Below are 25,294 nucleotides of genomic sequence, written 5' to 3' on the forward strand. Positions count from 1 at the left end.
GGCATGGCTAACATGAGCGACCCCGTCGGCCATAGCGCAGTTCCGCTGCCAGGCCTCAATCCGGTCTTGAGCGGCAAGGTCAAGACGGTGCAGGTCCTGGCTGCGGAACCTTCTCAGGTATGTGTGAGCGACCTGATGTGCTCCCCGGTTGCGCCTATTGGATTTCCTGGACCTTCATGACAAGTTCGTTCCAGTTTCTCTGGTTTTCAATGTCGTGTTCAAGGCCCTGTTCGTCCGCAATTGTAAACCGCTTGAGCGCCGGCGTCTTGCTGGTTGCCTGATAGAGCCAGTAGGCTTCCGCCTTCAGGGCTTCGTTGATGGGTCGATCGATGGATTCATAAACGGCCTGTTTGCAGGCGTTGATTGATTCTGCAGGGAACGTGGCGATCCGTCTGGCAAGAGCTTCGACGTAGTCACCGATCTCGTCTGGATCCAGAGCCTTGTTGATGGTGCCGAGGGCCTCTGCTTCGTCGGCATCAAAGTCGCGGGCACTGAGTATGATCTCGAGCGCGCGGCCCAAACCCGTCTGCCGCGCCATCCGCGACGCCCCTCCTCCACAAGGTAGAATTCCCATGCCAACTTCCATCTGCATGAACTTGTATTTTCCGCGTGCTGCAAATCTCATGTCCAGCGCCAGCGCAAGTTCATGCCCACCGCCGCGCGCAAACCCTTCAAGCTTTGCAATTGTAGCCTGGGGAACTTTGCTGATCCGCTCGCAGACCGCTTGCAGGTCGAGCAACTGAACCTCTTCGCGCGAAACCGCCTCGTCTGACATGTCCTTCAGCAGCTCGGTGTCGTAGTGACACACCCAGATTTCCGGATTGGCGGACTGGAATACGACCACTTTTGTTTCGCGGTCTCGCTCCAGTCGCATGGCAAGACTGTTCAGGTCAGCCAGCATCTGCTGGCCCTGAACATTCACAGGTGGGAAATCGAACGTCACCCAGGCGATGCCGTTGTCGGTGCGAACGTTGAATGTGGAGAAGTTATCGTACTTCATCAGGAATTCTCGCTTTCTGTCTCCCGCGACCGCACATGATCTGCAATCGCTTGTTTGGCCAGGATCTGAGAAAGGACCGGAAGAGTCTGGCCCCAACGAGAACATATCTATTATCTATAAATTCAAAAGAAACAGCGCCAAAATAGATTAAGTATTCTGATTTATAATATAATTAAGCACCCGTGCCTTAGATTTGGGGCCAGACGGTCGTGATCGCGGAAAAACTTCCTGATGGAAGCAGGACCCGATTGTGAGCGGGATAGGACACACTCTCCCGGCATGGTTTCCACTTTCCACCATCCGCGCTTTTGCAAATGCCGGACACCTTCCCTTTGGGCCTGGAAAATGCTGCCGAAAATATTTCAGGTTGAACACCTGTAAGCCTTTGCAGAGCTCATTGAATTGAGGGCCTGTCTTTGAGTGACATTCGACGCAAGCGGTAGTGATCCAAAAAGGCGCGAAGCAATCCGAAATCCTGCAGCGGTTTCGGGAAGTAGAGATGAAAACCCGGTCTGCAAGGTGTCATACCGGGCAGGATCTCGACGAGCCTTCCGGCATCAAGGTCCTCGGCAACGCCGCGGCGCAATGACCACCCGATGCCGAAGCCACGCAAGGCAGCGTCGACCACCGTCCTCAAATCGTTGAAGACAAGGTTGCCGGAAACATCGATCGACGTCATCCCTTCTGGTGTTTCGAGCCGCCACGCGGCAATTCTTCCTGTACTCATACCCCTGTGACGAATACAGGCATGAGACAGAAGATCCATCGGTGTGTCGGGTCTGCCATGCCGCTTGAGATAATCCGGTGAAGCAACCAATACTGCCTGCTCGTCTTCGGACAGACGGACGGCAATCATGTTGTCCTGGAGATGGTCACCCAGCCGTATGCCTGCATGGTATCCGCGAGCAACGATATCTGTCAGTGCTTCTTCTATCGTCAGATCGAGTTCGATACCCGGATGCAGGTTCTGGAAGGCCTGCAGCTCCGGCGCAACGACGGTCTGCCACGCCCGGAAAGGCAGCGTAACCTTCAACCGTCCGCTTCCCGCGTATTTCGCATTGCGTGCGGTTTCAAGCGCTTCACTGACTGCCTCAAGCAAGTGCCCGCTGCTGTCGAGAAGACGTTGCCCGGCATCGGTCAACGCCAGGGAACGCGTGGTCCGCACGAACAACCTGGTTCCGAGACGCTCTTCGAACGTCTTGAGTTGGTGAGAAACAGCTGGCGGATTGATCCCCAGGGCGCGGGCTGCAGCGCGCAACGACCCGTGCCTGGCAATGGTGACAAATGTCTGCAATGCCGCCAGATCCGATCGATCCATTATTCGATTTCCTGTAACATTCAATTATTATTAGCACGCCTATTCGAAACAATCTCGCATTGTCAAACTCTGGTTCGCACCCGGGCACAGGGGAGAACACCATGCGCGACCATCAAAGCCACCAGATCCTTTTCGGCATCGTCACAATTCTCGTCACGGTTTTCGCGATGGCGCTCACCGATGCCATTGTGAAGCTCGCAAGCAGTGACATGACCCTTTGGCAAATCTACGTGCTGCGAACGCTGCTTGTTGCACCGGTCCTCCTGTTTCTGGCCCGCCGGACGCTCCGGCCAATTGCCTTTGGATGGGTTCTCCTGCGCAGTCTGGCGTTGACGCTGATGTATCTCGGCATCTATGCAGCGATACCTTTGCTCGACCTGTCGGTGATTGCCGCATCGCTATACACCGGGCCGCTGTTCATCGTTGCGTTGTCGGCACTCGCCTTGCGTGAACCGATCACGACACGACACTGGGCGGCAATCCTGATCGGTTTCCTTGGCGTTCTGCTGATCGTACGGCCCGCTGCGGCGGATTTCTCTCCGTTTGCGCTGATACCGGTCTCCGCCGGGTTTCTCTACGCTCTGGCGGCCGTGATTACCAGGTCCAGGTGTGCAGCCGTTCCCGCGTTCACGCTCGCGCTCTGGCTGAACGTCACATTGTTCGCGTTGGGGGCCACCGCTTCGCTACTGATTGCAGGTTTTGGCGCAGGGTCCGGTATCGACTATCCGTTCCTGTTCGGCACCTGGTCTGTGACCAGTTGGCCGGTCGTGATCCTGCTGGCCGTATTGATGATCGGTATCAGCATTGGATTGGCAAGGGCCTACCAGTCACCCAAACCGCAGGTCATCGCGACCTTCGACTACGCCTATCTGCCATTCGCCGGATTTTGGGGGTTCGTGTTCTTTGGAGAAATCCCCGACAAATATACATTGGGCGGGATGGCTCTGATCGTGTTCGCCGGTTGTGTCGTCTTCTGCCTTGATGGGCGGACAAAGACACAAAAAGGTGCTGACATTCCGGAAAACAGGACCGGATCCCGGTCTACCTAGATGCATATCGCTGCAATCGGGGCGCAGGCTCCGCTTTGAAAGGTCTTTCTGCCAGTCCCTGACGGAACTGAACAAAACCATTCAAAAAGTGATACGGCGAACAGCTGCCCGAGATCACTCAAAGTCCACGACAGGCAAGCAATATCAGGCTTCTCGGACAAGCCCTCTGCCCTCGGCAGCCCATATCGAGCCGCGCCGGATTATTTCCGTAACCTGCGGGATTTTCAGATCGTCCAGTTCATGACCGATGGAGCAATAAAAGACACGCCCCTTGTCCCAGCGTCGCTTCCAGATGACGGGGATAACCGTACCCTCGATCCACCACAGATGTTCGCCGGAAAAAGTCGTGGTCGCAAGCACTTCATTCGAAGGATCGACGAGCATGTAGTATTGCTCGGATGTCAGGCGGAAACTCCTGATGCCCTTGACGATCGGGTCCGCAGGCCGGCAGATGGTCACATCGTAGTCGATATAGTCTTCCCTGGGCTGAAGGTTGTCAGGCCAGCCCGGAGGATGCGCGACGAACTGGCCTCCGATCAGAAAGTGGTAGGTCGGTCGATCACGAAACGCATCTCCCATGTGCCCGTGCCAGCCGGCAAGCCCGCATCCGTTGGAAACAAGCTTCAAGAGCCCGTCTTCCTGCGGCTTGGACATGTTGCCGAACTCCAGTTTGTGCCCGGAGCGGGCGGAGGACCAGATCGGGGTGATCAGATCGACATCGGCAAGGTCCTCCGGTCGTTCCAGTGGCTCCATCGTGTCGTAGACGTCGACCTCGAACCCGTTCTCGCTCAGCAACGCCTCATACCAGTCACTGAATTGCGTGGGGGCGTGGCCTTCCCAACCACCGACAAACAATACGGCTTTCACTTAAATCCCTTTCTCACAAATGACAGGACCGACGCCATGTCGCGGGCGTCATACCCGGCTTCGCAGGCAGCGGTCAGCATGGCCTCGTTCAGATCCGCCTGCGGCAGGGTGATACCGAGCGAACGGGCAAGGTCCAGCGCCAGACCCACATCCTTGCGTGCAAGGGCGACAGTGAAGCTGACATCATGTGCTTCCTCATCAAGATAAAGCCCCTTGCGGTAGGAAATGAATGGGGCAGCGGCTGCCGAGTTCTCAATGACTTCATAGGCCGTTTCCGTGGCAATTCCGGCGTCTGACACAAGCGTCAAGGCTTCTGCTAGACTGTGGTTGAGCCCATGAAGCAGCATATTGACGCCAAGTTTCATGGCTGCCCCCCGGCCAGGTCCGCCAAGCCAGATTGTACGCTTGCCGAGAGCGTCAAAGGGCGCATCGAGCAGAGGGACACTCTTGTCTTCCGCACCTGCCATGATCAGAAGCTGCGCGTCCTGGGCAGCCTTGGTGGCACCTGAGACGGGGGCATCGACAAAACTCAGGCCCGCGTCTGCCATTGCCTCGTGGATCCTCGCCGCGCTTTGAACGGATATCGTTCCCATCTCTGCAAAAACGGATGCGCCACCCGGTCCGGTGAGCAGGCCGTCGGATCCGAAATAGACAGCCTCGACCGCAGCATCATCGGCCAGCATCGTGATGACGACATCCGACCTGGCTCTGAGTTCTGACGGAGACGGCGCACTCTCAGCATTGTGGTCTCGTGCAAAGGCCTCGGCTTTTTCACCGGTCCGGTTCCAGACAGTCACTGTGTGACCCGCGTTCACCAGATTGGCGGCCATGCGCACGCCCATCCGGCCAAGCCCGGCAAACCCTACCCGCATCACGCCACTTTCTCCGGAATGATTCCGGAGATCGCCTGAATGAGATTGTCTTCTGTCACTTCATCGGAGGTGAATGTGCGAATGATCTCGCCGTTGAACATTGCGATGATCCGGTCACTGACATGTAGTACTTCCGGCATTTCCGAACTGATGACGATGACCGCGTAGCCCTGGCTCGCCAGTTCCCGGATCAGATTGTGGATCTCGGACTTGCTGCCGACATCGATCCCACGGGTGGGTTCATCGACGATCAGGATGTTCGGGTGCATGGAGAGCCATTTGCCGATGACAATCTTCTGCTGATTGCCGCCCGACAGGTTGCCGACAAGCTGTTTCCAACCCGGTGTACGGATATCGAGCCGGTCACGATATTGGTCGAAAATGGCAATTTCCGCCCCTTCGGCCACAAACGGCCCGGCTTTCAAGTCGTTGACCTGGGGCAGGGTCATGTTGTCCCGGCAGTTCATGCCGAGAACAAGCCCCTGTCCCTTGCGGTCCTCGGGAACCAGCGAAATGCCTTTTTCAATCGCGTCTGCCGGCGAATGGATCGCGGTTTCCTGGCCATCCAGAAGAATTTGCCCTGCTGTCGGGTCGCGAAGACCGAAAAGCGTCTCGGCGATTTCCGTACGACCTGCCCCGACCAATCCGTAGAACCCGACGACTTCGCCCCGGCAAACGCTGAAACTGACATTGTGGAACAGCTTGCCGCATTCAAGACCACGAACTTCAAGAGCAACGTCACCCAATTCGTGGTGGCTGACATTTCGAGACAGATCGAGCTTTCGTCCGATCATCAGCTGGGTCACTTCCTCTTCGTCCGTCTCCGGCGTTTCGAGCGTTCCGCGATACTGACCATCTCTCAAGACACTTATCCGGTCGGTGATCCTGAAGATTTCCTCCATGCGGTGAGAAATGTAGATGATGCCGACACCATGCGTTTTCAGATCGCCTATGACGTCGAAAAGCACGACCTTTTCCGCATCGGTCAGTGAAGCGGTCGGCTCATCGAAAATCACGGCTTTCGCCTCGACGGTCAGAGCCCTGGCAATCTCGACCATCTGCTGGTTTGCGATGGACAGGTCACCGACCTTGGTTTTTGCATCGAAACCGACCTTGAGCCTGCCGAGAATCTCGTTGGTTTCGGAATAGAGTTTTTGCCAGTCGACACGGCCGAAGCTCTTTTTCGGCAGTTCACCAAGATAGATGTTCTCGGCAACGCTGAGTTCTTCGGCAAGGCTCAGTTCCTGGTGGATGAACATGATGCCCTTGCTTTTTGCCTGCAGCGGCGACGTCATCACAACCGGCTGCTCGTTGACAACGATCCTGCCTTCATCCGGCTGGTAGATACCGCCGAGAACCTTCATCAACGTCGATTTTCCGGCACCATTCTCGCCCATCAGGGCATGAACTTCCCCGGGCATGACGTCAAAGGACACATTGTCGAGCGCGCGCACGCCGGGAAATGTCTTGACGATTCCTTCAAGGCGCAGGGCCGGTGTTTGACTGCTCATATCCTCAGTGCCTCCCTGCCCTTCAGATTTAGCTGGCGATCGAGAAACAGGACCGCGATCAGGATCAGACCGATCACAAGATTGACCGTTTCCGTATCTGCACCGATGTGCCCCAGCCCCTTGCGCAGGAGCTGGATTGCCAGCACCCCTCCAAGGGTCGACAGGACCGAGCCTGCGCCACCGGTCAGTTTCGTTCCTCCCAGGACCACCGCCGTAATGACCCAGAGTTCGTACAGCTCACCGTCATTCGGGTTCACCGACCCGGATTCGGAATAAAACACCACGGCGGAAAGAGACGCGAGAAAGCCGATGATCATGAAGTTGATCATCATGTGCGGTCCGACCCGAATGCCGGCATTGATGGCCGCTGTCCTGTTGTCACCGATCGCATAGGCATTGCGGCCATGCACCGTCCGGTTCATGACGAACCAGATAACGGCAGTCACGACGAGCAGAAACCAGGTCGCCGTGTGAAGCCCCATGAACTGGGCTTCCGCGAAGTCGACCAGGGTCCAGTTGAGGTGGGAAGTCGGCTGCTCGCCGTTATACATGAAGACGAGCCCGCGATACCCGAGCATGGATCCGAGCGTGACGATAAACGCGTCGACACCGGTCTTCCAGACGATCAGGCCGTTGAGGGCACCCAGCAGAATGCCGGTCACAAGAGCAAGTGCCCATGCAATCGGAATGACGCCGTCGCCGAGGCCGGCAAACACCGGCCATGTCATGCTGTTGAGCAGCACGATGGCACTGAGGGCAAAGGTCGCGCCGACGCTGAGGTCGATGTTGCCGTTGACCATGATGATCGTCATGCCGATGGCGATAATGCCGATTGGTGCCGACTGCTTGAACAGCAGCAGCATGTTGTCCAGATCCATGAAGGCCTTGTCGCTGAGCGACAGGTATTCGCCGGCGATCGAGAAGAAGAGCAGCTCGACAACGATAAATCCCCAGATCGCGCCGCGTTTCAAAAAGGTACTGAGAGTTCCAGGTTCCATGTATCCCTTCCTCACGCGATCGGTGACCAGAGTTTGCCGCGCTTGGCGGCAACATCGAGCCAGACGGCAAGTATGATGATGATCCAGGTCACGACGTATTGGACGTAGAACTGAAGTCCGACGAGGAGAAGTCCGTTTTGGATGAAACCAAGGATCAGGACGCCAATGACGGTCTTGAAAATGGTGCCCGACCCGCCAAGCAGGGACGCACCGCCCAGAATCACCGCCGCCAGAACCTCCAGTTCAAGCCCCTGCCCGACCGTGTTCTGACTTCCAAGAGATCTGCTGGCCTGGATGAGGCCGGCCGTAGCCACGCAGAAGGCAGACATCAGGTAACAGGTAAACACGACCCGGGCTCTCTGGATCCCGGAGAAGGTTGCGGCCGTGCCGTTGCCGCCCACAGCATAGACCTTGCGCCCGAACGGTGTCTTGGCCAGCACGATGCCGAGCACCGAGGCGACAAGCGCAAAGAGCAGGATCGGAATTGGAATACCCAGTGCGTCCGACTGACCGAACATGCTGAACCAGGTCCCTTCCTTGTCGGCGATATCCATGTTCTTGCCGCCGGAATAGGTCAGCGTCAGCCCGTGAATGGCCGACAACATGCCAAGCGTCACAATCAGCGAGTTGAGCTTGAGGTATCCGACAAGAAATCCGATGAAGGCACCGAGACACAGGACCATCGCATACATGGACGGGATGGCAAGTGCCGGGCCGATCTGGTCGTGAAGATCCAGAACCACGATCGTTGCGAAAGACATCATGGATCCGACTGAGAGATCGAGATTTCCGCTGATGACGACAAACGTGACGCCCAGCGCCATCACGCCGAGGATCGCTGAAGAGCGCACGACGCCCATGATGTTGTCAGGGGCCAGAAAACGCTCATTGGCGATCGTGAAGCCGATGATGAACAGCGCGAATGCGACAAGTATGCCCTGCTTGGCCAGAAATCCGCCAATGCCTGACAGGTTGAATGGCCGCATCGTCTTCTCCTTCGATCCACTTTCGGGACCGGCTGACTTGCTTGAGACGTCAGACAACAGATCCTCCCTAACCTGTTGATTTCTATAAAAGCGTCATACCGCCATCGATCATCACAATCTGCCCGGTCATGTAATCGCTTTCGCGCGAAGCCAGAAAGGTCGTCGTCCCGGTGATATCCGCAGGGGTCGCGACCCTGCCGCGCAGGATGTCCGCGGAAAACTCTTCCATGGCCTGACCCGGACGCTCTGCGGCGCCGATCTGCATGAGATCCTGATCCACCTGTTCCCACATTTCCGTGGCAACGACACCCGGTGCAAACCCGGTGACCGTTATGTTGTGTTTCGCCAGATCCCTTGCGCCCGATTGCGTCAACGACACGACCGCCCACTTGGAGGCGCAGTAGGGCGCCACGTTATCAAAGCCCTGGCGGCTGGCTATGGAAGCCGTGTTGATTATCTTGCCACCCCCGCCCTGCGCGATCATCTGCCGGGCGGCCTCCTGCGTCCCGATCAGGCACCCAAGGCCGTTCACGGTCATGATGGAGTTCCAGTTGTCCTCGGTCACATCGAGAAAATTCATCGGTTTGTTGACGCCGGCATTGTTGAATTTTACGTCGAGTTTGCCGAATGCCGCCACTGCCTTTTCAATCATCGCACAGACCTGATCCCGCCGGGTCACATCGACCTGCGCCCAGGTGACGTTGGCGTGATTGACCCTGGCGCGGGCTTCATTGGTCGCGGCAACCGATTGAACGAGATCGCCGTTGATGTCGGCGAAACAGACGTCGGCACCTTCGCTCAGCAGTGCTTCGCCGATGGCCCGGCCAATACCCCTGGCCGCGCCGGTCACAATACAGGAACGCCCGGACACACGGCCCATGGTTTTCCTCCCGGTTGAAATATCTCATGAAAAAAGGCGCGGGAGTTTCCCGCGCCGTTGGGATCAGAATACCGGTTTGCTGTATTCAGCCATGTTGTCCTGTGTGATCTTCGGTGTGTCGAAGTAATTCAGGAACGGGACTTCGGTACCGGAAAGAACATCGATTGCAGTTTTCAGGGCTGCTTCCGCGTCATCCACCGGAGACTGGTAAATGGAACCCCAGTATTCACCGCGCTCCATCGCTTCGTATCCGACGGAGAAGTTGGTCGCCCCCACAAAGATGATCCCTTCGCGCCCGGCAGCCTTGGCGGCATTCAGGGCACCAACGCCCATGTTGTCGTCGCCTGAATAGACACCGTCGATGTCATCATACTTGACGAGGAAGGCTTCCATGACCTTCTGGGATTTTTCGCGGTTCCAGTCGCCAGGTTGCGTTTCCACCAGGGTGACGTTCGGACAAACTTCCGGGAGCCGATCTTCAAAGCCCTTGGCGCGTTCGATCGCTGTCGTATATCCCGGCTGGCCGGAAATCTGGACGATTTTGGCTTCGTTCTCGATGCCCATGTCCTTGAACTTGTCACACATGATCTCGGCAGATCTCGACCCTTGGGTGATGTTGTCCGGCCCGGAAAAGGACTTGACGAAATCGAACCCCTGCTCGGCGATGTTCGAGTTTGTGACAATCACGGGAATGCCCGCCTTGTGCGCCTTGCGGACAGCGGGAATGACCGCCTCGCCATTTGTTGGCCAGATGATGATGGCGTCGACTTCCTGCTGGATCAGGTCTTCCATCTGCGCAATCTGGCGCGCAACGTCGCCACCGGCGTCGAGAACAACAGCCTCGACATCCGAATTGGCATCCGAGGCGGCAATAAAGGCCTTTTCATAGGTCGTCTGGTAGCTGTCCACACCGACATTGTTCTGCGTGATGCCGATTTTCATCGATTCAGCAGAAGCTGCGCCGGTCAGCGCCAGACCAGTGATGGCAGTCGTTGCCACAAGCAACGAACGAAACTTGCTCGTCATTCCGAAATCCTCCCTTGGGAACCCTTGAAGGTTCTGTCATGTCCGCGTCCCCTCCGGACGTGGAATGCGCACTCATCGCGAGCGTCGTTCTTAAACCTGCACAGCTCTTCGTGATGCTGCCCCATCGAAAATATCCAAAATGGATGTTTTAATATTCAATATGAACATTTTGCCGGTTTAGCCTCGATGCAGGCTCACCCACTCTTTGGAGGAAGGTCAATGTCGATCCAAAAAATATTCATTTTGAGGAAATGCAAAAGTGGTTTGTCCCGTCCGGAAACTGGAGACGCGAGATGAACCATCATAAGGGAGAGCTGGTTCAGGAGACGTCTTTTCTCACGCCTCAGGCCAAAACGGAAATTCTCAAGGCGCTTACGTTTCTGGAGAGTTTCGAAGACGAGCTTGACGGTCTGATCGAAATTTCGGCTCCCAACCCATATGTCAAAATGTCGGCATACCTGGTCAGGAGACATCTGGAGGCAAAGGTCGTGACGCCGACATCGCTGATCGGCGCTTCGGGCGTTCCGTATGCAACCGCCACCCGGCGTCTGAGGAAGATGATCGACGACGGATTGGTCGAGCAACGGCCCCGAACCTCAAGCGGACGTTCCTTTTCTCTTCATCCAAGTGCAGAGATGCTCGAAGCCTGGACCCAGTTCAGTGGCAGGATGCGCAGGTTGGCGGCACAGGCCTTCGGGTCGGACGCTCCCCGGGCCGACACGCAGGATTACTATTTCGCGGGCTCCTACCTGGAAGCCCAGACCATCCAGCCTCCGCAGGTTCTGCTCGAACCTCTCAAGCTCTCGGGCGGGCTGCGGGTTCTGGTTCACGGTGACCCGACCTTCATGGTCATGCACGGGCTCAAGCGGCAATTCGAACAGGTCGTCGGCTGCCCGATCCAGCAACGGGCGTTTTCAATTGACCGGCTTCACGAAGAGGCAGTCAAGAACGCCCAGCGCACGACCAGCAGGTATGACCTGATCGCGCTTGACCTGCCCTGGGTCGGAGAATTCGCGGCGAAGGGCTACCTGCACCCGATCGATGCAGTTCTGGACGTCGAACGGCTGAGCCCAAGCGATTTTCACACAGCCGGTTGGATGGCAGCCCATTGGGACAAGCGGCCTTTCGGCGTTCCCTCGCAGACAACGCCTGAACTTCTGTTCTACCGCAAGGACTTGCTGGCAGAAGCCGGGCTTGAACCCCCGCACACGACCGATGCCCTGCTGGAGGCAGCCGAGGAACTGCATGAACCGACCAAGGGACGCTACGGCATCGCCTGGAACGCGGCCCGCGGCACAGCGCTCGGCCACACATTCATGATGGCCTGTGCCGACTTTGGTCAGCCTGTACTTGATCTTGCAAAGCAGGCCGGTGGTTACGATGCATCCAGGCTCGCACAGGAAGACTACCGACCAACGATCGATACCGAGCGCGGTCTGCTTGCCGCCGAGTATCTGATGGCGCTCCTGCGCTATTCTCCGCCGGATATCCTGTCCATGGCCTGGTACGAACGTGTTCGGCCCTTTGCCAACGGCAAGGTTGCAATGGCATATGGCTATACCTTGCTCGCCCCTTATTTCGAGCAGAACCCTGCCTGCGCTGCCTTTGGAAAAGTCGGTTACCTGCCACATCCGTCCGGATGCAAGGCACCCAATATCGCACCGGTCGGCGGATACCTGCTCTGCATTCCGGCCAACATCGCGCCGGACCGCCTTGAAGCCGCCACCGAGGCCCTGATCGTTTTCACATCGCCTGAAGCGCAAAAGCTCTACGTGGAAAACGGCAGCCGGACGAATCCGAGATACTCCGTGGGCGCCGATCCCGAAGTACGCAGGCTCTCACCGATCTTCGAAGCCGTGGATTCCATGTCCTGGCACGACGAGCTGCAATTCTGGCCGCGGCCGCCAATCCCGGAAATCAACGACATCATCCGCATCTGCGGAGAGGAATGCCACGACATGCTGCGCGGCGTTCAATCACCAAAAGCTGCGCTTCAAGCAGCCCAGAATCGTGCCGACCGGATCTTGAGGGAGGCAGGAAAACTCTAATGGGAGGAACTCATGGACCCCAATCGTCTTAAGGGAAAGAACATTCTGATCACCGGAGCCGCACAAGGCATGGGTGCAGCGAATGCCGAATATTTTGCCGCACACGGCGCCAATGTTGCGCTCGGCGACATCAATGTCGACGGGGTCAACGAGGTTGCCGGCCGGATCAATGCCCGCGGCAACGGCAAGGCGATTTCCATGAAACTCGACGTGACCAAACGACCCGACCACACAGCCGCGGTCAACGCCACGGCAGATGAATTCGGTTCGATCAATATCATGCTCAACAATGCCGGCGTGAACAAACCCAAGATGTTCCTCGACATCGACGAGGACAACTGGGACCTGATCATGAACATCAACGCCAAGGGCATGCTGTTCGGCATGCAGGAAGCGGCCAGGAAGATGATCGATCAGGGGCCGATGGATGATCATCCTTACAAGATCATCAATGTCGGCAGCATCGTGTCCCGCACCGCGTTTCTGGATGTGGTGCCGTACTCCTGCTCCAAATACTGCGCCCTGGCAATGATCATTGGCGGTGCAAAGGCTCTCTGGCAACACAAGATCACGGTCAATGGCTACGGGCCGGGCGTCGTGAAGACAGAGCTATGGGAGCAGCTCGACAAGGATCTCGTCGAGATCGGCATGTTCGAGAAGGAAGGCCAGTCGATGGATCACCTGGCAGAAACCATGATCCTGATGAAACAACTTTCCACGCCAGACGACGTCAAGGGAACCGCCGCGTTCCTGTGTTCCGACGAAAGCGACTACATGACCGGCCAGCTCATCATGATCGATGGCGGCATGATCATGCAATGACCTGAAAACCCGTCAATCTTGAAACGTAACATGCGGCGGTAACAACGCCTGCAGGAGAGACTTATGTCCCGCGCACTGACACCACACGTCCTGACCCCTCAGGACCTCGAACCAAACTGGAGATGGGAAGGCCGTTTGCCGGCCTGGGGCCACACGTCGGTGGATTTCGAACGCCGAATAGACCATGACAGACTGCGCCGCTACAGGTTGTCGCGCACGCGCCAGGCCCTGAAGGCCTCCCCGGCGGGAACGCTTTTGTTGTTCGACGTGAACAACATCCGCTATGTGTCGGCAACCAAGATCGGCGAATGGGAACGGGACAAGATGTGCCGGTTCTGCCTGCTGACCGGTGATGATTCCCCCTATGTCTGGGATTTCGGTTCCGCCGCCTACCACCACAAGAAATTTTCCGACTGGCTCGAACCCGATCATTGCCTTGCGGGCGTCGTCGGAATGCGGGGTACGATTCCACCGGAATTCGGCCTGATGCGCAAATACGCAAAGCAGATTGCCGGGCTCATCAAGGATGCGGGCATGGCCGATATGCCGGTGGGTGTCGACTACGCGGAAACGGCAATGTTTCACGCATTGCAGGAAGAAGGACTGAATGTCATTGACGGGCAGCAGATCATGCTGGCCGCGCGAGAGATCAAGAACTGGGATGAAATCCAGTTGCTCACCCAGGCTGCCTCCATGGTCGATGGCGTCTATCACATGATCTACGAGGAACTGAAACCGGGCATTCGGGAAAACGACATCGTCGCCATGTCCAACAAGATGCTTTACGAGATGGGCTCGGACGATGTCGAGGCGATCAACGCAATCTCGGGCGAACGCTGTAATCCGCATCCACACAATTTCACCGACCGCTATTTCCGTCCGGGCGATCAGGCCTTCTTCGATATTCTTCAATCTTATCAGGGGTATCGGACCTGTTACTACCGAACGTTCAACATTGGCCGGGCAACACCGGCACAGCATGATGCCTATGTAAAAGCGCGCGAGTGGATCGATGCCTCGATCGCCATGATCAAGCCGGGTGTCTCCACGGACAAGGTGGCCGAGGTCTGGCCGAAAGCGGAAGAATTCGGCTTTCCGAACGAAGATGCTGCCTTCGGCCTGCAATTCGGTCACGGCCTGGGTTTGGCCTTGCACGAACGTCCGATCATCTCCCGGGCCATTTCCCTTGATCATCCGATGGAAATCAAGACCGGCATGGTGTTCGCGCTGGAAACCTACTGCCCTGCCGCCGACGGCTATTCTGCTGCCCGTATCGAAGAAGAAGTGGTCGTGACCGACACGGGTGTCGAAGTCATCAGCCTGTTCCCGGCAGAGGAACTCCCGATCGCGAACCGGTACTGACTTCCCCAACTTGCCCGGCCCTCCAGGGGCCGGGTCCTTTTCTAGGGACAAAGACATGAGTGCTGCCAAGAACAGGCACAACACCGAAGATTACCTGCAGATGTACAGGCAAATGGTTCGTATCCGCGCCTTTGAAGACAATGCGAACCAGTTGTATCTCTCCGCCAGGATGCCCGGCCTGACCCATATGTATTCCGGGCAGGAAGCGGTGGCCGTCGGCATTTGCGAAGCCTTGACCGATGAGGATCGCATCACATCGACACACCGCGGGCACGGTCATTGCGTTGCCAAGGGCGCAGACCTCAAGACGATGTTCTGCGAATTGCTGGGCAAGGCTGAAGGCTACTGCCGCGGCAAGGGCGGATCGATGCACATTGCAGACCAGTCCCATGGAAATCTCGGCGCCAACGCCATCGTGGGCGGATCCATGGGCATTGCCACGGGCGCTGCGCTTTCGGCCAAACGTTTGGGCAGGGAGTTTGTGACGGTCTGCTTCTTCGGGGACGGCGCCACTGCCCAGGGTCTCTGGTATGAAGTGATGAACATGGCTGCACTCTGGCGGCTGCCGGTCATTTATGCGTGTGAAAACAATGGCTACAGCGAATACACCCGAACCGAGGAAATCGCGGCGGGTTCGCTGATCGCGCGTGCGCAAGCCTTCGGTATCGAAGCCTTTCAGGTCGACGGACAGGACGTGCTTGCGGTGAACGAGCTGACACAACAGCTCGTCGGTCGTTGCCGAAAGGGAGAAGGCCCGTTCTTTATCGAGCTGGACACCTACCGCTATCACGGTCACCACGTTGGAGACATCAATCGCGACTACTACCGCTCCAGGGACGAGGAAGCCGAATGGAAGAAGCTCCGCGATCCGATCACGAATTTCGGCAAATGGCTGATCGACCAGCAGATCATGTCCGCAGACGAGTTGGTGGCGATCAACGGAGAAATAAGCGCTGACGCAAAGGCAGCAGTCCAATACGCGCTGGACGCACCTTATCCCGACGTCAACGAGGTCGACATGCATGTCTTTTCCGGTGTCGACCACGCACTGGAATATACAGGAGGAGCGCACCGATGACCCGCGAAATCACTCTCTCCAAAGCGGTCAACGAGGCGATCGCTGAAGAAATGCGTCGCGACGCATCTGTCATCCTGCTTGGCGAAGATGTTGCCGAAGCCGGAACGCCATTCAAGGTCCTTTCGGGACTGGTGGAGGAATTCGGGACCGACAGGGTCATCGACACGCCGATATCAGAGCCGGGTTTCATGGGCATCGCTGTCGGGGCCGCCATGACGGGCCTTCGGCCGGTGGTCGATCTCATGTTCGGAGATTTTTTGTATCTGGTCATGGATCAACTCTGCAATCAGGCGGCAAAGACCCACTACATGTCAGGTGGCAAGCTGACGGTTCCCCTTGTTCTCAGGACGAATATGGGTGCGACACGCCGCTCCGCAGCTCAGCACAGCCAATCCCTGCAGGCTCTGGTCGCGCACATTCCCGGACTGAAAGTCGCCATGCCGTCGTCGGCCTATGAGGCCAAGGGCCTCCTGAAAACGGCCATTCGGGACGACAATCCGGTCGTGATCTTCGAAGACAAGCTCATGTACCAGGACAAGGCGCCCGTGCCGGAAGAAGAATACCTTATCCCTTTCGGAAAGGCGCATATCAAACGCGAAGGTCGTGATGTGACGCTGGTCGCAACGTCCTCAATGGTGCAGGTTGCGGAAGAAGCTGCCGAAGCGCTGGCCGGGGACGGGATCAGCGCCGAGGTCATAGATCCTCGGACGATCGTTCCACTGGATGAACAAACGATCCTGAATTCGGTCCGAAAGACCTCCCGCGCCATCGTGATCGATGAGGGTCATCAAAGTTACGGTGTGACGGCGGAAATCGCTGCACGGATCGGAGAAAAGGCTTTCTATCATCTGGACGCCCCGGTGATCCGGATGGGCGCAATGGATGTACCGGTTCCCTTCTCGCCTGCCCTTGAGGATCTGACGGTGCCCAACGCCGCCGGCGTTGCCGAGAACGCACGCAGGATCTGCCGCGGAGAGTTGATCCATGCCGCATGAGGTCATCATGCCTGCCCTCGGCATGGCCCAGGACACCGGGCTCCTGGTCGGCTGGCTCAAGCAACCCGGTGAAGCGGTAAACGCCGATGATGTTCTCTTCGAGGTCGAAACCGACAAGAGCACCATGGAGGTCAATGCCGGTTTCGACGGTTTTATCGCCAAACTTCTGGCTGAAGCCGGCCAGGAAGTGCCCGTCGGCGAAACCATTGCCGTCATTAGCGCAGAACAACCCGACCTAGCGGCGGTAGAGGAAGAAAGTTCCGGGCCGATTGTTCCTGACAAGGCTGCCGGCAACACGCCCGTCGAGGAAGCACCGGGGGCATCAGACGGTCTCAAATCCGCGAGGTTGCCGGAAAAGGCACCAATCGCCATTCCGCGAAGCGAGGGGAAAATCCTGGCTTCGCCCAAGGCGCGGCGGCTCGCCGGAGAAATGGATCTGGACCTCAATCGCCTTGTCGAGGCAGGCCATGTTCAACCCTTCCACGTGAAGGACCTGGAAACGCTGAAAACGCTGCCGCCAATCGGAACCGCGGCATCGGGCCCCCACACGGTACGGCGCCTCGTTGCCGAAACCGGGGACGACGACGCCTTCGCCGATTTTGCAGGTTGGGCGGCAACCACCGGGGCCTGTCAGGATCAAGGGGCACTGCTTGCGGGATTTGCCGCGCTAAGTCTGGGACGCTTGCCGGCAAACGTTGCTGTCGATCGTGCAGGTGACCGGACGATCTATGCGGTTCCCTCGACCTGGCTGGGTCAGGTCGTCGCTGCGGAGAGTAGCAAGCCCTTCGATCTTCATGTGCGCGACTTGCGTTTCACCAGGGTCAGCTCCGTTGAACTTGGCGCTGAGGATTGCCCGACAATCAGCATTTCACGCGCGGGACGCGGCCTGCGCCTGACACTTGAAACTGCAGGTCATCGTCTCACCGCAGAAGAGGCTGTGAACCTGCTTTCCAATTTCGCGGGTCGGATGGAGCAACCGCTCCGCCACCTGCTTTGACCCGTGGGGTGCATCATGGACTTTTCCGACCTTTATATCGATGGCGCCTGGCGACAGGGAGCAAGGGGCGAGCGTTTCGACGTCATCAATCCGGCAACCGAAGGCGTGCTTGCGTCCGTTGCATCGGCGGACATCGAGGATGCAGACCTTGCCTTGGACGCAGCCGAGCAGGCCATGAGGGACTGGACGGCCAGGACACCACGGCAGCGTTCTGAAGTCCTGCGCAAGGCCTGGGAGCTGATGACCGCGCGCCTCGACGACTTTGCGCGCCTGATCACTCTTGAAAACGGCAAGGCACGTGCGGATGCCTTGGGCGAAGCGGCCTATGCAGCGGAGTTTTTCCGCTGGTTTGCCGAGGAAGCCGTCCGCGCAGATGGCCTGATCACGACTGCCCCGGCGTCCGGGGCACGCATCATCGTGCAGCACAAACCCGCCGGTCTGGCTGTTCTGGTAACACCTTGGAACTATCCGGCTGCCATGGGCACCCGGAAAATCGCACCTGCCCTCGCCGCCGGATGCGCGGTCATCATCAAGCCGGCCTCGGAAACCCCGCTTACAATGCTTGCATTGATGCCGTTGCTGGAGGAGGCAGGCGTGCCCCTCGGGCTGGTCAATGTCCTGCCGTCAAAGCGCACGGGTGCGCTGGTCGATCACATGTTGCATGATCCGCGTGTGCGCGTCGTATCCTTCACCGGATCGACGGCGGTTGGACGCAAGCTGCTTCATTCTGCGGCCGACCAGGTTCTCAAGCCGGCAATGGAACTCGGAGGAAACGCCCCGCTGATCGTCTTCGACGATGCCGATCTTGACGTTGCCCTGGAAGGCGCAATGCTCGCCAAGATGCGCAATCTGGGAGAAGCCTGCACCGCGGCCAACCGCATCTATCTGCATGAGGCAATTGCGGAAGAATTCACCCGCCGGATGGCAGAAGCCATGGGCAAATTGAAAGTCGGTGACGGCACGGATCCTTCCGTCGATGTCGGGCCACTCGTCAATGCTGAAACACGCGACAAGGTTGCAGACTTTGTCGCGGACGCCGTGGCAAAGGGTGCGCGCCTCGAAGTCGGGGGCAAGGCTCCCGACGGCAAAGGCTTCTTCTATACGCCGACCGTGCTTTCCAATGTGCCCGAGACGGCCGAGTGCGTTCATGACGAAATCTTCGGCCCTGTGGCCGCTCTCCAGACATTTTCTGACGAAGACGATGTCATTCAGCGTGCAAACGACACGGAGTATGGTCTGGTGGCATATGTATTCACCGGGGACATGAAACGCGGTCTCAAGGTTTGCGAACGCCTGGACTACGGCATGGTCGGTCTCAATCGAGGCCTGGTTTCGGACCCGGCTGCCCCGTTCGGCGGCACCAAGCAATCCGGCCTCGGACGCGAAGGCGGGCATGAAGGCATGCTGGAATTCATGGAAACCCAGTACATTTCTGCTGGCTGGTAGGGGGCAATATGTCTGACATCATCGCCCCACCCTCCGTCAGGGCGCTCGCGCGCCAAAAGGGGATCGATATCGAAGCGCTGGCCAGGGACATCGGCCGAACGTCCATCGCACGCGAGGATCTGGAAGCAGATGGTGCAGCTCCGGCCGCGACGCAGTTTGCGGCCTCCGACAGGTCCTACTGGGACGTTGACCATTCTCAATATGGACCTGTGCGGCAAGAACCAATGAGCCGATTTGCCCAGGTAGCCGCCCGGAATATGGCGGCAGCACAGGCGCTCATTCCGGCCGTGACCCATCACGACCGGGCTGATGTCTCCGTGATAGAGGAATTCCGGAAGGACCTGAAATCCGAAGCCAGGGATCGCGGGCTCAAGCTGACGGCACTTTCCTTTTACGCGAAGGCGCTTGCCAGGGCCTTGCGTGAATTTCCCTGGTTCAACGCATCCCTGAGCTCCGACGGCAAGACCCTTTTTTTGAAGGACTATGTTCACATCGGAATTGCGGTCGATACGAACCATGGTCTCATGGTGCCGGTCCTGCGGGATGTTGACAGCAAGGGTCTCTGGCAGATCGCGCGCGAGATTACCGATCTTGCCGCAAGGTCTCAGGAGCGGAAGGTCCGTCCGGACGAAATGGGCGGAGCCTCAATGACAATCACCAACCTGGGAGGCATCGGCGGCACCGCTTTCACTCCGATCGTCAATCCGCCGGAAGTCGCTATTCTTGGCATCACCCGAACCGAAATCGCCCCTGTCTGGGACGGTGAAGTCTTCCTGCCCGCACCAATGGTTCCGCTGGATCTCAGTTACGATCATCGCGTGATCAACGGAGCGGAAGCCGCGCGGTTCCTGACATACTACGCTGGTCTTCTCAAGGACCCGAGACGCATGTTGGTCTGAAGATCGGTCAAATGAGCAAGGGTAATGAAAAGAGGCGGAAGCGATTCAACCCGCTGCACCAGCACCGGATTGAATCGCTTCCAATAACCTGATCGGCGTTCTTCCCCTGCGATACCAACTCATCGCCGATGCAAAGCGCCGGATATCCCGATTTCAGTGCTGGATCTAGAAATCACACACCGATGACACACCGCCGGCTGGGTTCGACGGACAACAGGCTCAAGCGGCGAACAGGCGCTCGATGGGCAGTTCTGCGGCCTCTTTTTCAGGGCGAGACAGATAAAATTCGGCAAGGAGTTCACCATCAGCTTCCTTCCCGGTCGCATCGATTCCCTCGTCGCTCAGCCGCGCCAAAACCTGGTCGCGTTCTTCCGTCGATGCGAAGTCGCGTTGAACGTAGGTCTGGCCTTCATATTTCTCCGTGACGTAGCCAAATCGCGAGAGAGACTCCTCGATCGTGTCAAACGGAAACATCCGCAGCACAAAATTTGCGATCCAGGGTTGGCGTCCGCGGGTGATCGTCGGCAGCAGGTGATCGAAGCTCTTTTCCGTGATGTAGCCAACGCACCCCGTCGACGTTACCAGATCGACAGCGGACAATTCTTCTTCTGCCGATGCCGGTACCGGTTGAGCTTCCAGGTTGCAGGTCAGGCCTTTGTCCAGGAGACCTATGTCTTCTGCAAAGGAGACCGCGTTTTCTGCCACATCAAGTCCAATGACTTCAATGGCTTCAGGGCCATCGAGGTTGGCGAAAAAACGCTTGTGATACTCTACGTTTTCCTTCGGCGTTTCGTCCGTTGTTCTTTTCTGACCCCAGTGTTGATAGAGCTCCGACATCGACAAGTCGTGCTTGAGAATAGCCGAATTGACGCCATAGGAGCAGCCCAGATCCAGAAGTTTGACGGCGCCCTCCTGCCGTTGCTGCAGGTGATCGATCAGCTTTTGAAAAACCGGCTTGGCTTCGTTGGGAATTGCATAGCCGAGTTTTTTCAATTCACGAAAATAGGGCCTCGGGTCAGCCTGATCATAGATGTTGTCCATGCAGGCCTTGGCTTCATTGATCTCGTTGAAATCGGAATTGCTCGTCATCTACTCACTCCATGGATTGCCCGCAGAAACACCCTGCGACACTGCGAATGCCGCGGGTGTTCTCTGCAAATTCAGGTTTGAATTTCACTCGGCCGCGTCGGCGCGCGCGCCAAAATGAAGTGCCAGATCCTGCGCCAGGTCTGTCCGCTCCCAGCCAAATCCGCCGTCTTCATCGGGAGAGCGGCCGAAATGGCCGTAGGCTGCAGTGCGCGCATAAATCGGTTTCGACAGGCCGAGATGATCACGAATGCCGCGTGGGGTCAGACGAACCGTCTCTCGCAGGACCTTTGCAAGTTCTCTCTCGTCGACCTTTCCGGTGCCGTGCGTATCAACGTAAACGGCAACCGGGTCGGGAACACCGATTGCGTAGGCAAGCTGGATCAGGCAGCGGTCCGCCAGGTTGGCGGCAACCACGTTTTTCGCCAGGTATCGAGCGGCATATGCCGCCGACCGGTCCACTTTGGTCGGATCTTTTCCGGAGAAGGCACCCCCACCGTGGGGAGCCGCGCCGCCATAGGTATCGACAATGATCTTGCGGCCCGTCAGGCCGGCATCGCCGTCAGGCCCGCCGATCACGAACCGTCCGGTCGGATTGATGAATATTCGATCCTGAGGAACGCTCCAGCCGACCGGCAGTGCATGCAGAATGAACGGCAACACCGCATCGCGAACATCATCCTGGCTGACATCTTCACCATGCTGTGTGGAGACGACGACGGCGTCGATCCCGACCGGGCGACCGTTTTCGTATTTTAGCGTCAGCTGGCTTTTCGAATCCGGACCTAGACGCGTTTCTTTCCCGTTTTTTCGTGCTTCGGCCATTGAGCGCAGAATGTTATGGGACAGCAGAATTGGTGCAGGCATGAGTTCTTCGGTCTCGTTACAGGCATATCCGAACATGATGCCCTGATCGCCTGCCCCCTCTTCACCCTTACTGCCTTCATCCACGCCCATGGCAATGTCTGCGGATTGCTGGTGCAATCTGTTGACGACTTCCAGCGTCTGCCAGTGAAATCCGTCCTGCTCGTAACCGATGTCCCGGACCGCATCTCGTACAAGCTGCTCAACGTCCTTCAACACGTTTTCAGGTCCGCGCACCTCGCCGGCAACCGTCACGTGATTTGTCGTCGTCAGTGTCTCGCAGGCGACGCGGGCATGCGGATCAGCGGCGAGAAACGCATCAAGAATAGTATCGGAAATACGGTCGCATACTTTGTCGGGATGACCTTCTGACACGGATTCACTGGTAAAAAGCCATGTTCTACTGCTCATTAGTCTTCCTTTTTCAGTTTAAAAGTACCTGTGAAAGGCAATGGTTCAGGCGCAATACAGCTCACGTCCCGGAACGTTGTCCGTTCCGGAGCCAAAGAGACCTGATTGCGAAAAACCTGTTGCTCCGAACGCACGAACCCGACCCGATCGAGAAAGACCCGAACGGCTCTTCTGGAATTCCTCGCTGGATGCGCTAGCGATTACCGGTGGGTGCAAACCAGGTGGACTGTTTGCGTAACCCGGAATAAAGGCGCTCTTTACTTTCGTGTCATGCGATGCGTTCAACAAATTTCATTCGGATTTCGTCGACGATTGCCCTGGCTGCGTGGCCCCGATCTCCTATTTTGAAATCCGAATGTACGGCGCAGTGCAAGACGCATACGCGTTGGCAAACCGCCTGCGTGGCAGGTGGCTTCAAACGGATCTTTTCAGCATTGCGTCCGGCCAGAAGTGCATGGCAAATGCACGGAGTGGAAAGATGCCCCTGAGATAGGGCCATAGCCGGACCTGGAGGCACGATGCGCACATCGGCAGAGCAGGAGGCCCCGGCCAGCTGCGGCGACAGATTCAATCTCTGTACTTGCAGCTTTCAGTTCGCACGCATCTTGGCGCCAAATTCTGCGCGGACATTAACAAGCTGAGGGTGCATTGCAACAGCCGCCCCTCAACTTATGCTGACAAAATTGACAATTCTGTACGTAACTATATGAAAAGAGTAACATAATTTTTTTAAGAAACTTTTGTTCGAACCGCAAAACGTCAAACAACCGCCCCGCACGGCGTAACTCCGTGTCGGCGAATAGGCCAGGAAATCATGATCTGCGCAAACCAAGTTCGACTGATTTCCAGGATAACCGTCCAGACGGTTTCCGACCCATACCTGGCGTTTATCTGATCGGTGCCTGCTGTGTCGCAGCTTCCTTAATCCAGTAATTGGCCATCAGTCGTTGTGGACCTCATTGAGGTCGAAATTTTCGGGTCGGGTCCTCTGAAACGCTCCTGAATGTCGCATTCGTAGGATATGAGATCTGCCGCAATGTTTATCGTGCAGGTGAAACTTCATCGAATGGCAGGACATGACATCTCCAACTCCTCCCACGTCCGCCGCGGATGCTCACAAATATGGTGTGCTTTTCGTCTTTGCGGCAGGGGTTCTGTGGTCAACGGTCGGTCTTGGCATTCGCATGATGGAAGACGCCGTCGTCTGGCAAATTTTGCTCTACCGGTCAATCAGCATGTCGCTGTTTCTCTACGTGGTCATTCGGGTGCGGTCGGGCGAAAGCCCCTTTGTTCAGGTTCGCCGCCTCGGCTTTCCTGCAGTTATCGCCGGTTTTTCACTGGTTGCAGCCTACTCCGGTGGGATCTACTCGATCCAGAATACATCGGTCGCGAATGCAATGCTGCTTTTTGCAACGGCACCCTTCATGGCTGCGGTCCTGGGCTGGATAATCTTGCGTGAGCCAGTGCGCGTGGCAACCTGGGTTGCAATCGCCGTTGCCATTGGCGGGATCGCAATCATGGTTGCCGACCAGTCAGGCAGCATCGTCCTGAAAGGCAGCCTTGCCGCGCTCGGGTCCGCATTTGGCTTCGCTGTCTTCACCGTGGCCTTGCGATGGGGACGAACCGGCGAAATGCTCCCATCTGTGTTCCTGTCAGGTCTGTTCGCTGCCTTCGTCACATATGGAATTTGCCAGTTTTCGGGGCTGTCTGTCTCTCTCGGCATTCGCGACGGCGCAATATCCATGGGCATGGGCGTTTTCCAGGTCGGGGCCGGATTGATCCTCTACACGCTTGGATCGCGTAGCCTCCCCGCGGCAGAGCTTGCCCTGCTCTCACTTGCCGAGGTTTTGCTTGGCCCGGTTTGGGTCTGGCTTTTCCTTGGCGAGATAGCAAGCCCGAACACGCTGATTGGCGGTACCGTGCTGCTTGCTGCGATTGCCGGAAACGCAATCTCCGGCAAGCGTCGCAAACCTCCGCCAATCATTGCACCTTAGGGAGACCGCGAACGCATCTAACGATGGATGAGTGGTCCAGTTTGATGGTGTCATCGCTACCATGCAATCTGGCCAAGAACTCTTTTGGCGATTTGTTTTTGCCAGATATCCTAGCTGACCAGTTGCTCTGCAAACCGAGTTGCAGCGGCAACTCCGTCGATAACAGGAATTTCGAATTGTCTTGAAAGGTCTGCAGCAAGATCAGCCATGCCCGCGCAACCGAGAGCAATTGCACCAACGTCATCTTCCTTGATCGCCAGATTGATTTCCGCTTCAATCCGATGACGCGCCGGGCTTTCAGGGTCTTCCAGCTCCAAGACAGGTACATTGGAAGCACGAACCTTTGCGCACCGCCTGGCAAGGCCGATGAGATCGAGGTTCTTTTCCAGAACCGGCACGGAAACCGGTAGTGTCGTGACAACGGAAAACCGCTCTGCATACAGGCTGGCAGCATGATAGGCCGCTTCGCCGATACCTAGGACAGGTACCGGGCTCTTGCGCTTCAATTCCCAAAGCCCGGTGTCGTCAAAACAGGCGATGATGACGGCGTCGACGCCGCGATGTTCAAGAACATGGTCTTCGAACGTTTTGAAAAGACCCGGCAGTGCATTTCTGCCGTCCTTTGCCCCTTGAATTGCCGAGGGACCGGTCGCGGGATTGACCGCCGTGATTTTCACAGCAGGTCCGGCCGCATGTCGGGCAGCCGCGCCGATTTTTTGCGTCATGGAACTGGTCGTATTCGGATTGATCAGCAGAATGTGCTTTTGCACCATCTTGTCAGCTCT

22 protein-coding genes are annotated in these 25,294 nt (G+C 57.2%); 10 read left to right on the plus strand and 12 right to left on the minus strand.

From position 1 onward, the window contains the following. Nucleotides 1-154: 154 nt before the first annotated feature. On the minus strand, nt 155-1,000 hold the full coding sequence (locus tag ACO6TI_RS30300) for an enoyl-CoA hydratase/isomerase family protein (RefSeq protein ID WP_196879663.1): 846 nt from the start codon (nt 998-1,000) through the stop codon (nt 155-157). Between the two features lie 394 nt (nt 1,001-1,394). Further along, nucleotides 1,395-2,318, minus strand: coding sequence for a LysR family transcriptional regulator (locus ACO6TI_RS30305; protein ID WP_422383985.1), 924 nt, complete (start codon nt 2,316-2,318; stop codon nt 1,395-1,397). A 101-nt stretch (nt 2,319-2,419) separates the two neighbouring features. On the opposite strand from ACO6TI_RS30305, the gene ACO6TI_RS30310 reads away from it, so the two are divergent. Then, nucleotides 2,420-3,367 carry a DMT family transporter gene (locus tag ACO6TI_RS30310; protein WP_422383986.1) on the plus strand — a complete coding sequence of 316 codons (948 nt, stop codon included), beginning with the start codon at nt 2,420-2,422 and terminating at the stop codon, nt 3,365-3,367. 144 nt (nt 3,368-3,511) lie between these two features. Here the strand turns inward: ACO6TI_RS30310 and ACO6TI_RS30315 are convergent, their stop codons facing one another. The 7 genes from ACO6TI_RS30315 to ACO6TI_RS30345 form a co-directional block, all read right to left on the minus strand. Continuing rightward, a complete protein-coding gene (locus tag ACO6TI_RS30315) occupies nt 3,512-4,234 on the minus strand; it encodes a ThuA domain-containing protein (protein ID WP_422383987.1) in 723 nt (240 codons plus the stop codon). Continuing rightward, a complete protein-coding gene (locus ACO6TI_RS30320) occupies nt 4,231-5,106 on the minus strand; it encodes an NAD(P)-dependent oxidoreductase (RefSeq protein ID WP_422385350.1) in 876 nt (291 codons plus the stop codon). The genes ACO6TI_RS30315 and ACO6TI_RS30320 overlap by 4 nt, the downstream gene beginning before the upstream one ends. Further along, nucleotides 5,106-6,617, minus strand: coding sequence for a sugar ABC transporter ATP-binding protein (locus ACO6TI_RS30325; RefSeq protein ID WP_196900990.1), 1,512 nt, complete (start codon nt 6,615-6,617; stop codon nt 5,106-5,108). The genes ACO6TI_RS30320 and ACO6TI_RS30325 overlap by 1 nt, the downstream gene beginning before the upstream one ends. Further along, nucleotides 6,614-7,615 carry an ABC transporter permease gene (locus ACO6TI_RS30330; protein ID WP_104701332.1) on the minus strand — a complete coding sequence of 334 codons (1,002 nt, stop codon included), beginning with the start codon at nt 7,613-7,615 and terminating at the stop codon, nt 6,614-6,616. The genes ACO6TI_RS30325 and ACO6TI_RS30330 overlap by 4 nt, the downstream gene beginning before the upstream one ends. A gap of 11 nt (nt 7,616-7,626) precedes the next feature. Continuing rightward, nucleotides 7,627-8,658: an ABC transporter permease gene (locus tag ACO6TI_RS30335; protein ID WP_235808809.1), complete on the minus strand. Its 1,032-nt coding sequence runs from the start codon at nt 8,656-8,658 to the stop codon at nt 7,627-7,629. Nucleotides 8,659-8,683: 25 nt separating this feature from the next. Continuing rightward, nucleotides 8,684-9,481, minus strand: a complete 798-nt coding sequence (locus tag ACO6TI_RS30340) for an SDR family NAD(P)-dependent oxidoreductase (protein ID WP_029061202.1) — start codon at nt 9,479-9,481, stop codon at nt 8,684-8,686. A gap of 63 nt (nt 9,482-9,544) precedes the next feature. Next, the gene (locus tag ACO6TI_RS30345) at nt 9,545-10,507 is read right to left on the minus strand and encodes a sugar ABC transporter substrate-binding protein (protein WP_029061203.1); all 963 of its coding nucleotides are present in this window, start codon (nt 10,505-10,507) and stop codon (nt 9,545-9,547) included. A 293-nt stretch (nt 10,508-10,800) separates the two neighbouring features. On the opposite strand from ACO6TI_RS30345, the gene ACO6TI_RS30350 reads away from it, so the two are divergent. The 8 genes from ACO6TI_RS30350 to ACO6TI_RS30385 all read left to right on the plus strand — a co-directional run bounded on the left by ACO6TI_RS30350 (nt 10,801) and on the right by ACO6TI_RS30385 (nt 20,154). Next, a complete protein-coding gene (locus ACO6TI_RS30350) occupies nt 10,801-12,555 on the plus strand; it encodes an extracellular solute-binding protein (RefSeq protein WP_082442675.1) in 1,755 nt (584 codons plus the stop codon). 12 nt (nt 12,556-12,567) lie between these two features. Then, nucleotides 12,568-13,377: an SDR family NAD(P)-dependent oxidoreductase gene (locus tag ACO6TI_RS30355; RefSeq protein ID WP_029061205.1), complete on the plus strand. Its 810-nt coding sequence runs from the start codon at nt 12,568-12,570 to the stop codon at nt 13,375-13,377. A 63-nt stretch (nt 13,378-13,440) separates the two neighbouring features. Next, on the plus strand, nt 13,441-14,739 hold the full coding sequence (locus ACO6TI_RS30360; protein WP_104701114.1) for a M24 family metallopeptidase: 1,299 nt from the start codon (nt 13,441-13,443) through the stop codon (nt 14,737-14,739). A gap of 55 nt (nt 14,740-14,794) precedes the next feature. Continuing rightward, a complete protein-coding gene (locus tag ACO6TI_RS30365) occupies nt 14,795-15,817 on the plus strand; it encodes a thiamine pyrophosphate-dependent dehydrogenase E1 component subunit alpha (protein WP_422383988.1) in 1,023 nt (340 codons plus the stop codon). Further along, the gene (locus tag ACO6TI_RS30370) at nt 15,814-16,812 is read left to right on the plus strand and encodes an alpha-ketoacid dehydrogenase subunit beta (RefSeq protein ID WP_104701112.1); all 999 of its coding nucleotides are present in this window, start codon (nt 15,814-15,816) and stop codon (nt 16,810-16,812) included. The genes ACO6TI_RS30365 and ACO6TI_RS30370 overlap by 4 nt, the downstream gene beginning before the upstream one ends. Continuing rightward, nucleotides 16,802-17,809, plus strand: coding sequence for a biotin/lipoyl-containing protein (locus ACO6TI_RS30375; RefSeq protein WP_422383989.1), 1,008 nt, complete (start codon nt 16,802-16,804; stop codon nt 17,807-17,809). The genes ACO6TI_RS30370 and ACO6TI_RS30375 overlap by 11 nt, the downstream gene beginning before the upstream one ends. Before the next feature lie 15 nt (nt 17,810-17,824). Continuing rightward, a complete protein-coding gene (locus ACO6TI_RS30380; RefSeq protein WP_422383990.1) occupies nt 17,825-19,255 on the plus strand; it encodes an NAD-dependent succinate-semialdehyde dehydrogenase in 1,431 nt (476 codons plus the stop codon). 8 nt (nt 19,256-19,263) lie between these two features. Further along, on the plus strand, nt 19,264-20,154 hold the full coding sequence (locus ACO6TI_RS30385) for a 2-oxo acid dehydrogenase subunit E2 (protein ID WP_422383991.1): 891 nt from the start codon (nt 19,264-19,266) through the stop codon (nt 20,152-20,154). A 219-nt stretch (nt 20,155-20,373) separates the two neighbouring features. Here the strand turns inward: ACO6TI_RS30385 and ACO6TI_RS30390 are convergent, their stop codons facing one another. Beyond that, on the minus strand, nt 20,374-21,243 hold the full coding sequence (locus ACO6TI_RS30390; protein WP_422383992.1) for a hypothetical protein: 870 nt from the start codon (nt 21,241-21,243) through the stop codon (nt 20,374-20,376). Nucleotides 21,244-21,327: 84 nt separating this feature from the next. Next, nucleotides 21,328-22,515, minus strand: a complete 1,188-nt coding sequence (metK, locus tag ACO6TI_RS30395; RefSeq protein ID WP_104701107.1) for a methionine adenosyltransferase — start codon at nt 22,513-22,515, stop codon at nt 21,328-21,330. Nucleotides 22,516-23,591: 1,076 nt separating this feature from the next. On the opposite strand from metK, the gene ACO6TI_RS30400 reads away from it, so the two are divergent. Further along, nucleotides 23,592-24,509, plus strand: coding sequence for a DMT family transporter (locus tag ACO6TI_RS30400; protein WP_422383993.1), 918 nt, complete (start codon nt 23,592-23,594; stop codon nt 24,507-24,509). Nucleotides 24,510-24,619: 110 nt separating this feature from the next. On the opposite strand, the gene ACO6TI_RS30405 is transcribed toward ACO6TI_RS30400, so the two are convergent. Then, the gene (locus ACO6TI_RS30405) at nt 24,620-25,282 is read right to left on the minus strand and encodes an aspartate/glutamate racemase family protein (RefSeq protein ID WP_196896322.1); all 663 of its coding nucleotides are present in this window, start codon (nt 25,280-25,282) and stop codon (nt 24,620-24,622) included. Nucleotides 25,283-25,294 lie beyond the last annotated feature (12 nt).

It is taken from the genome of Roseibium album (assembly GCF_965233825.1).
GTDB classification, from domain to species: Bacteria; Pseudomonadota; Alphaproteobacteria; order Rhizobiales; family Stappiaceae; genus Roseibium; species Roseibium album.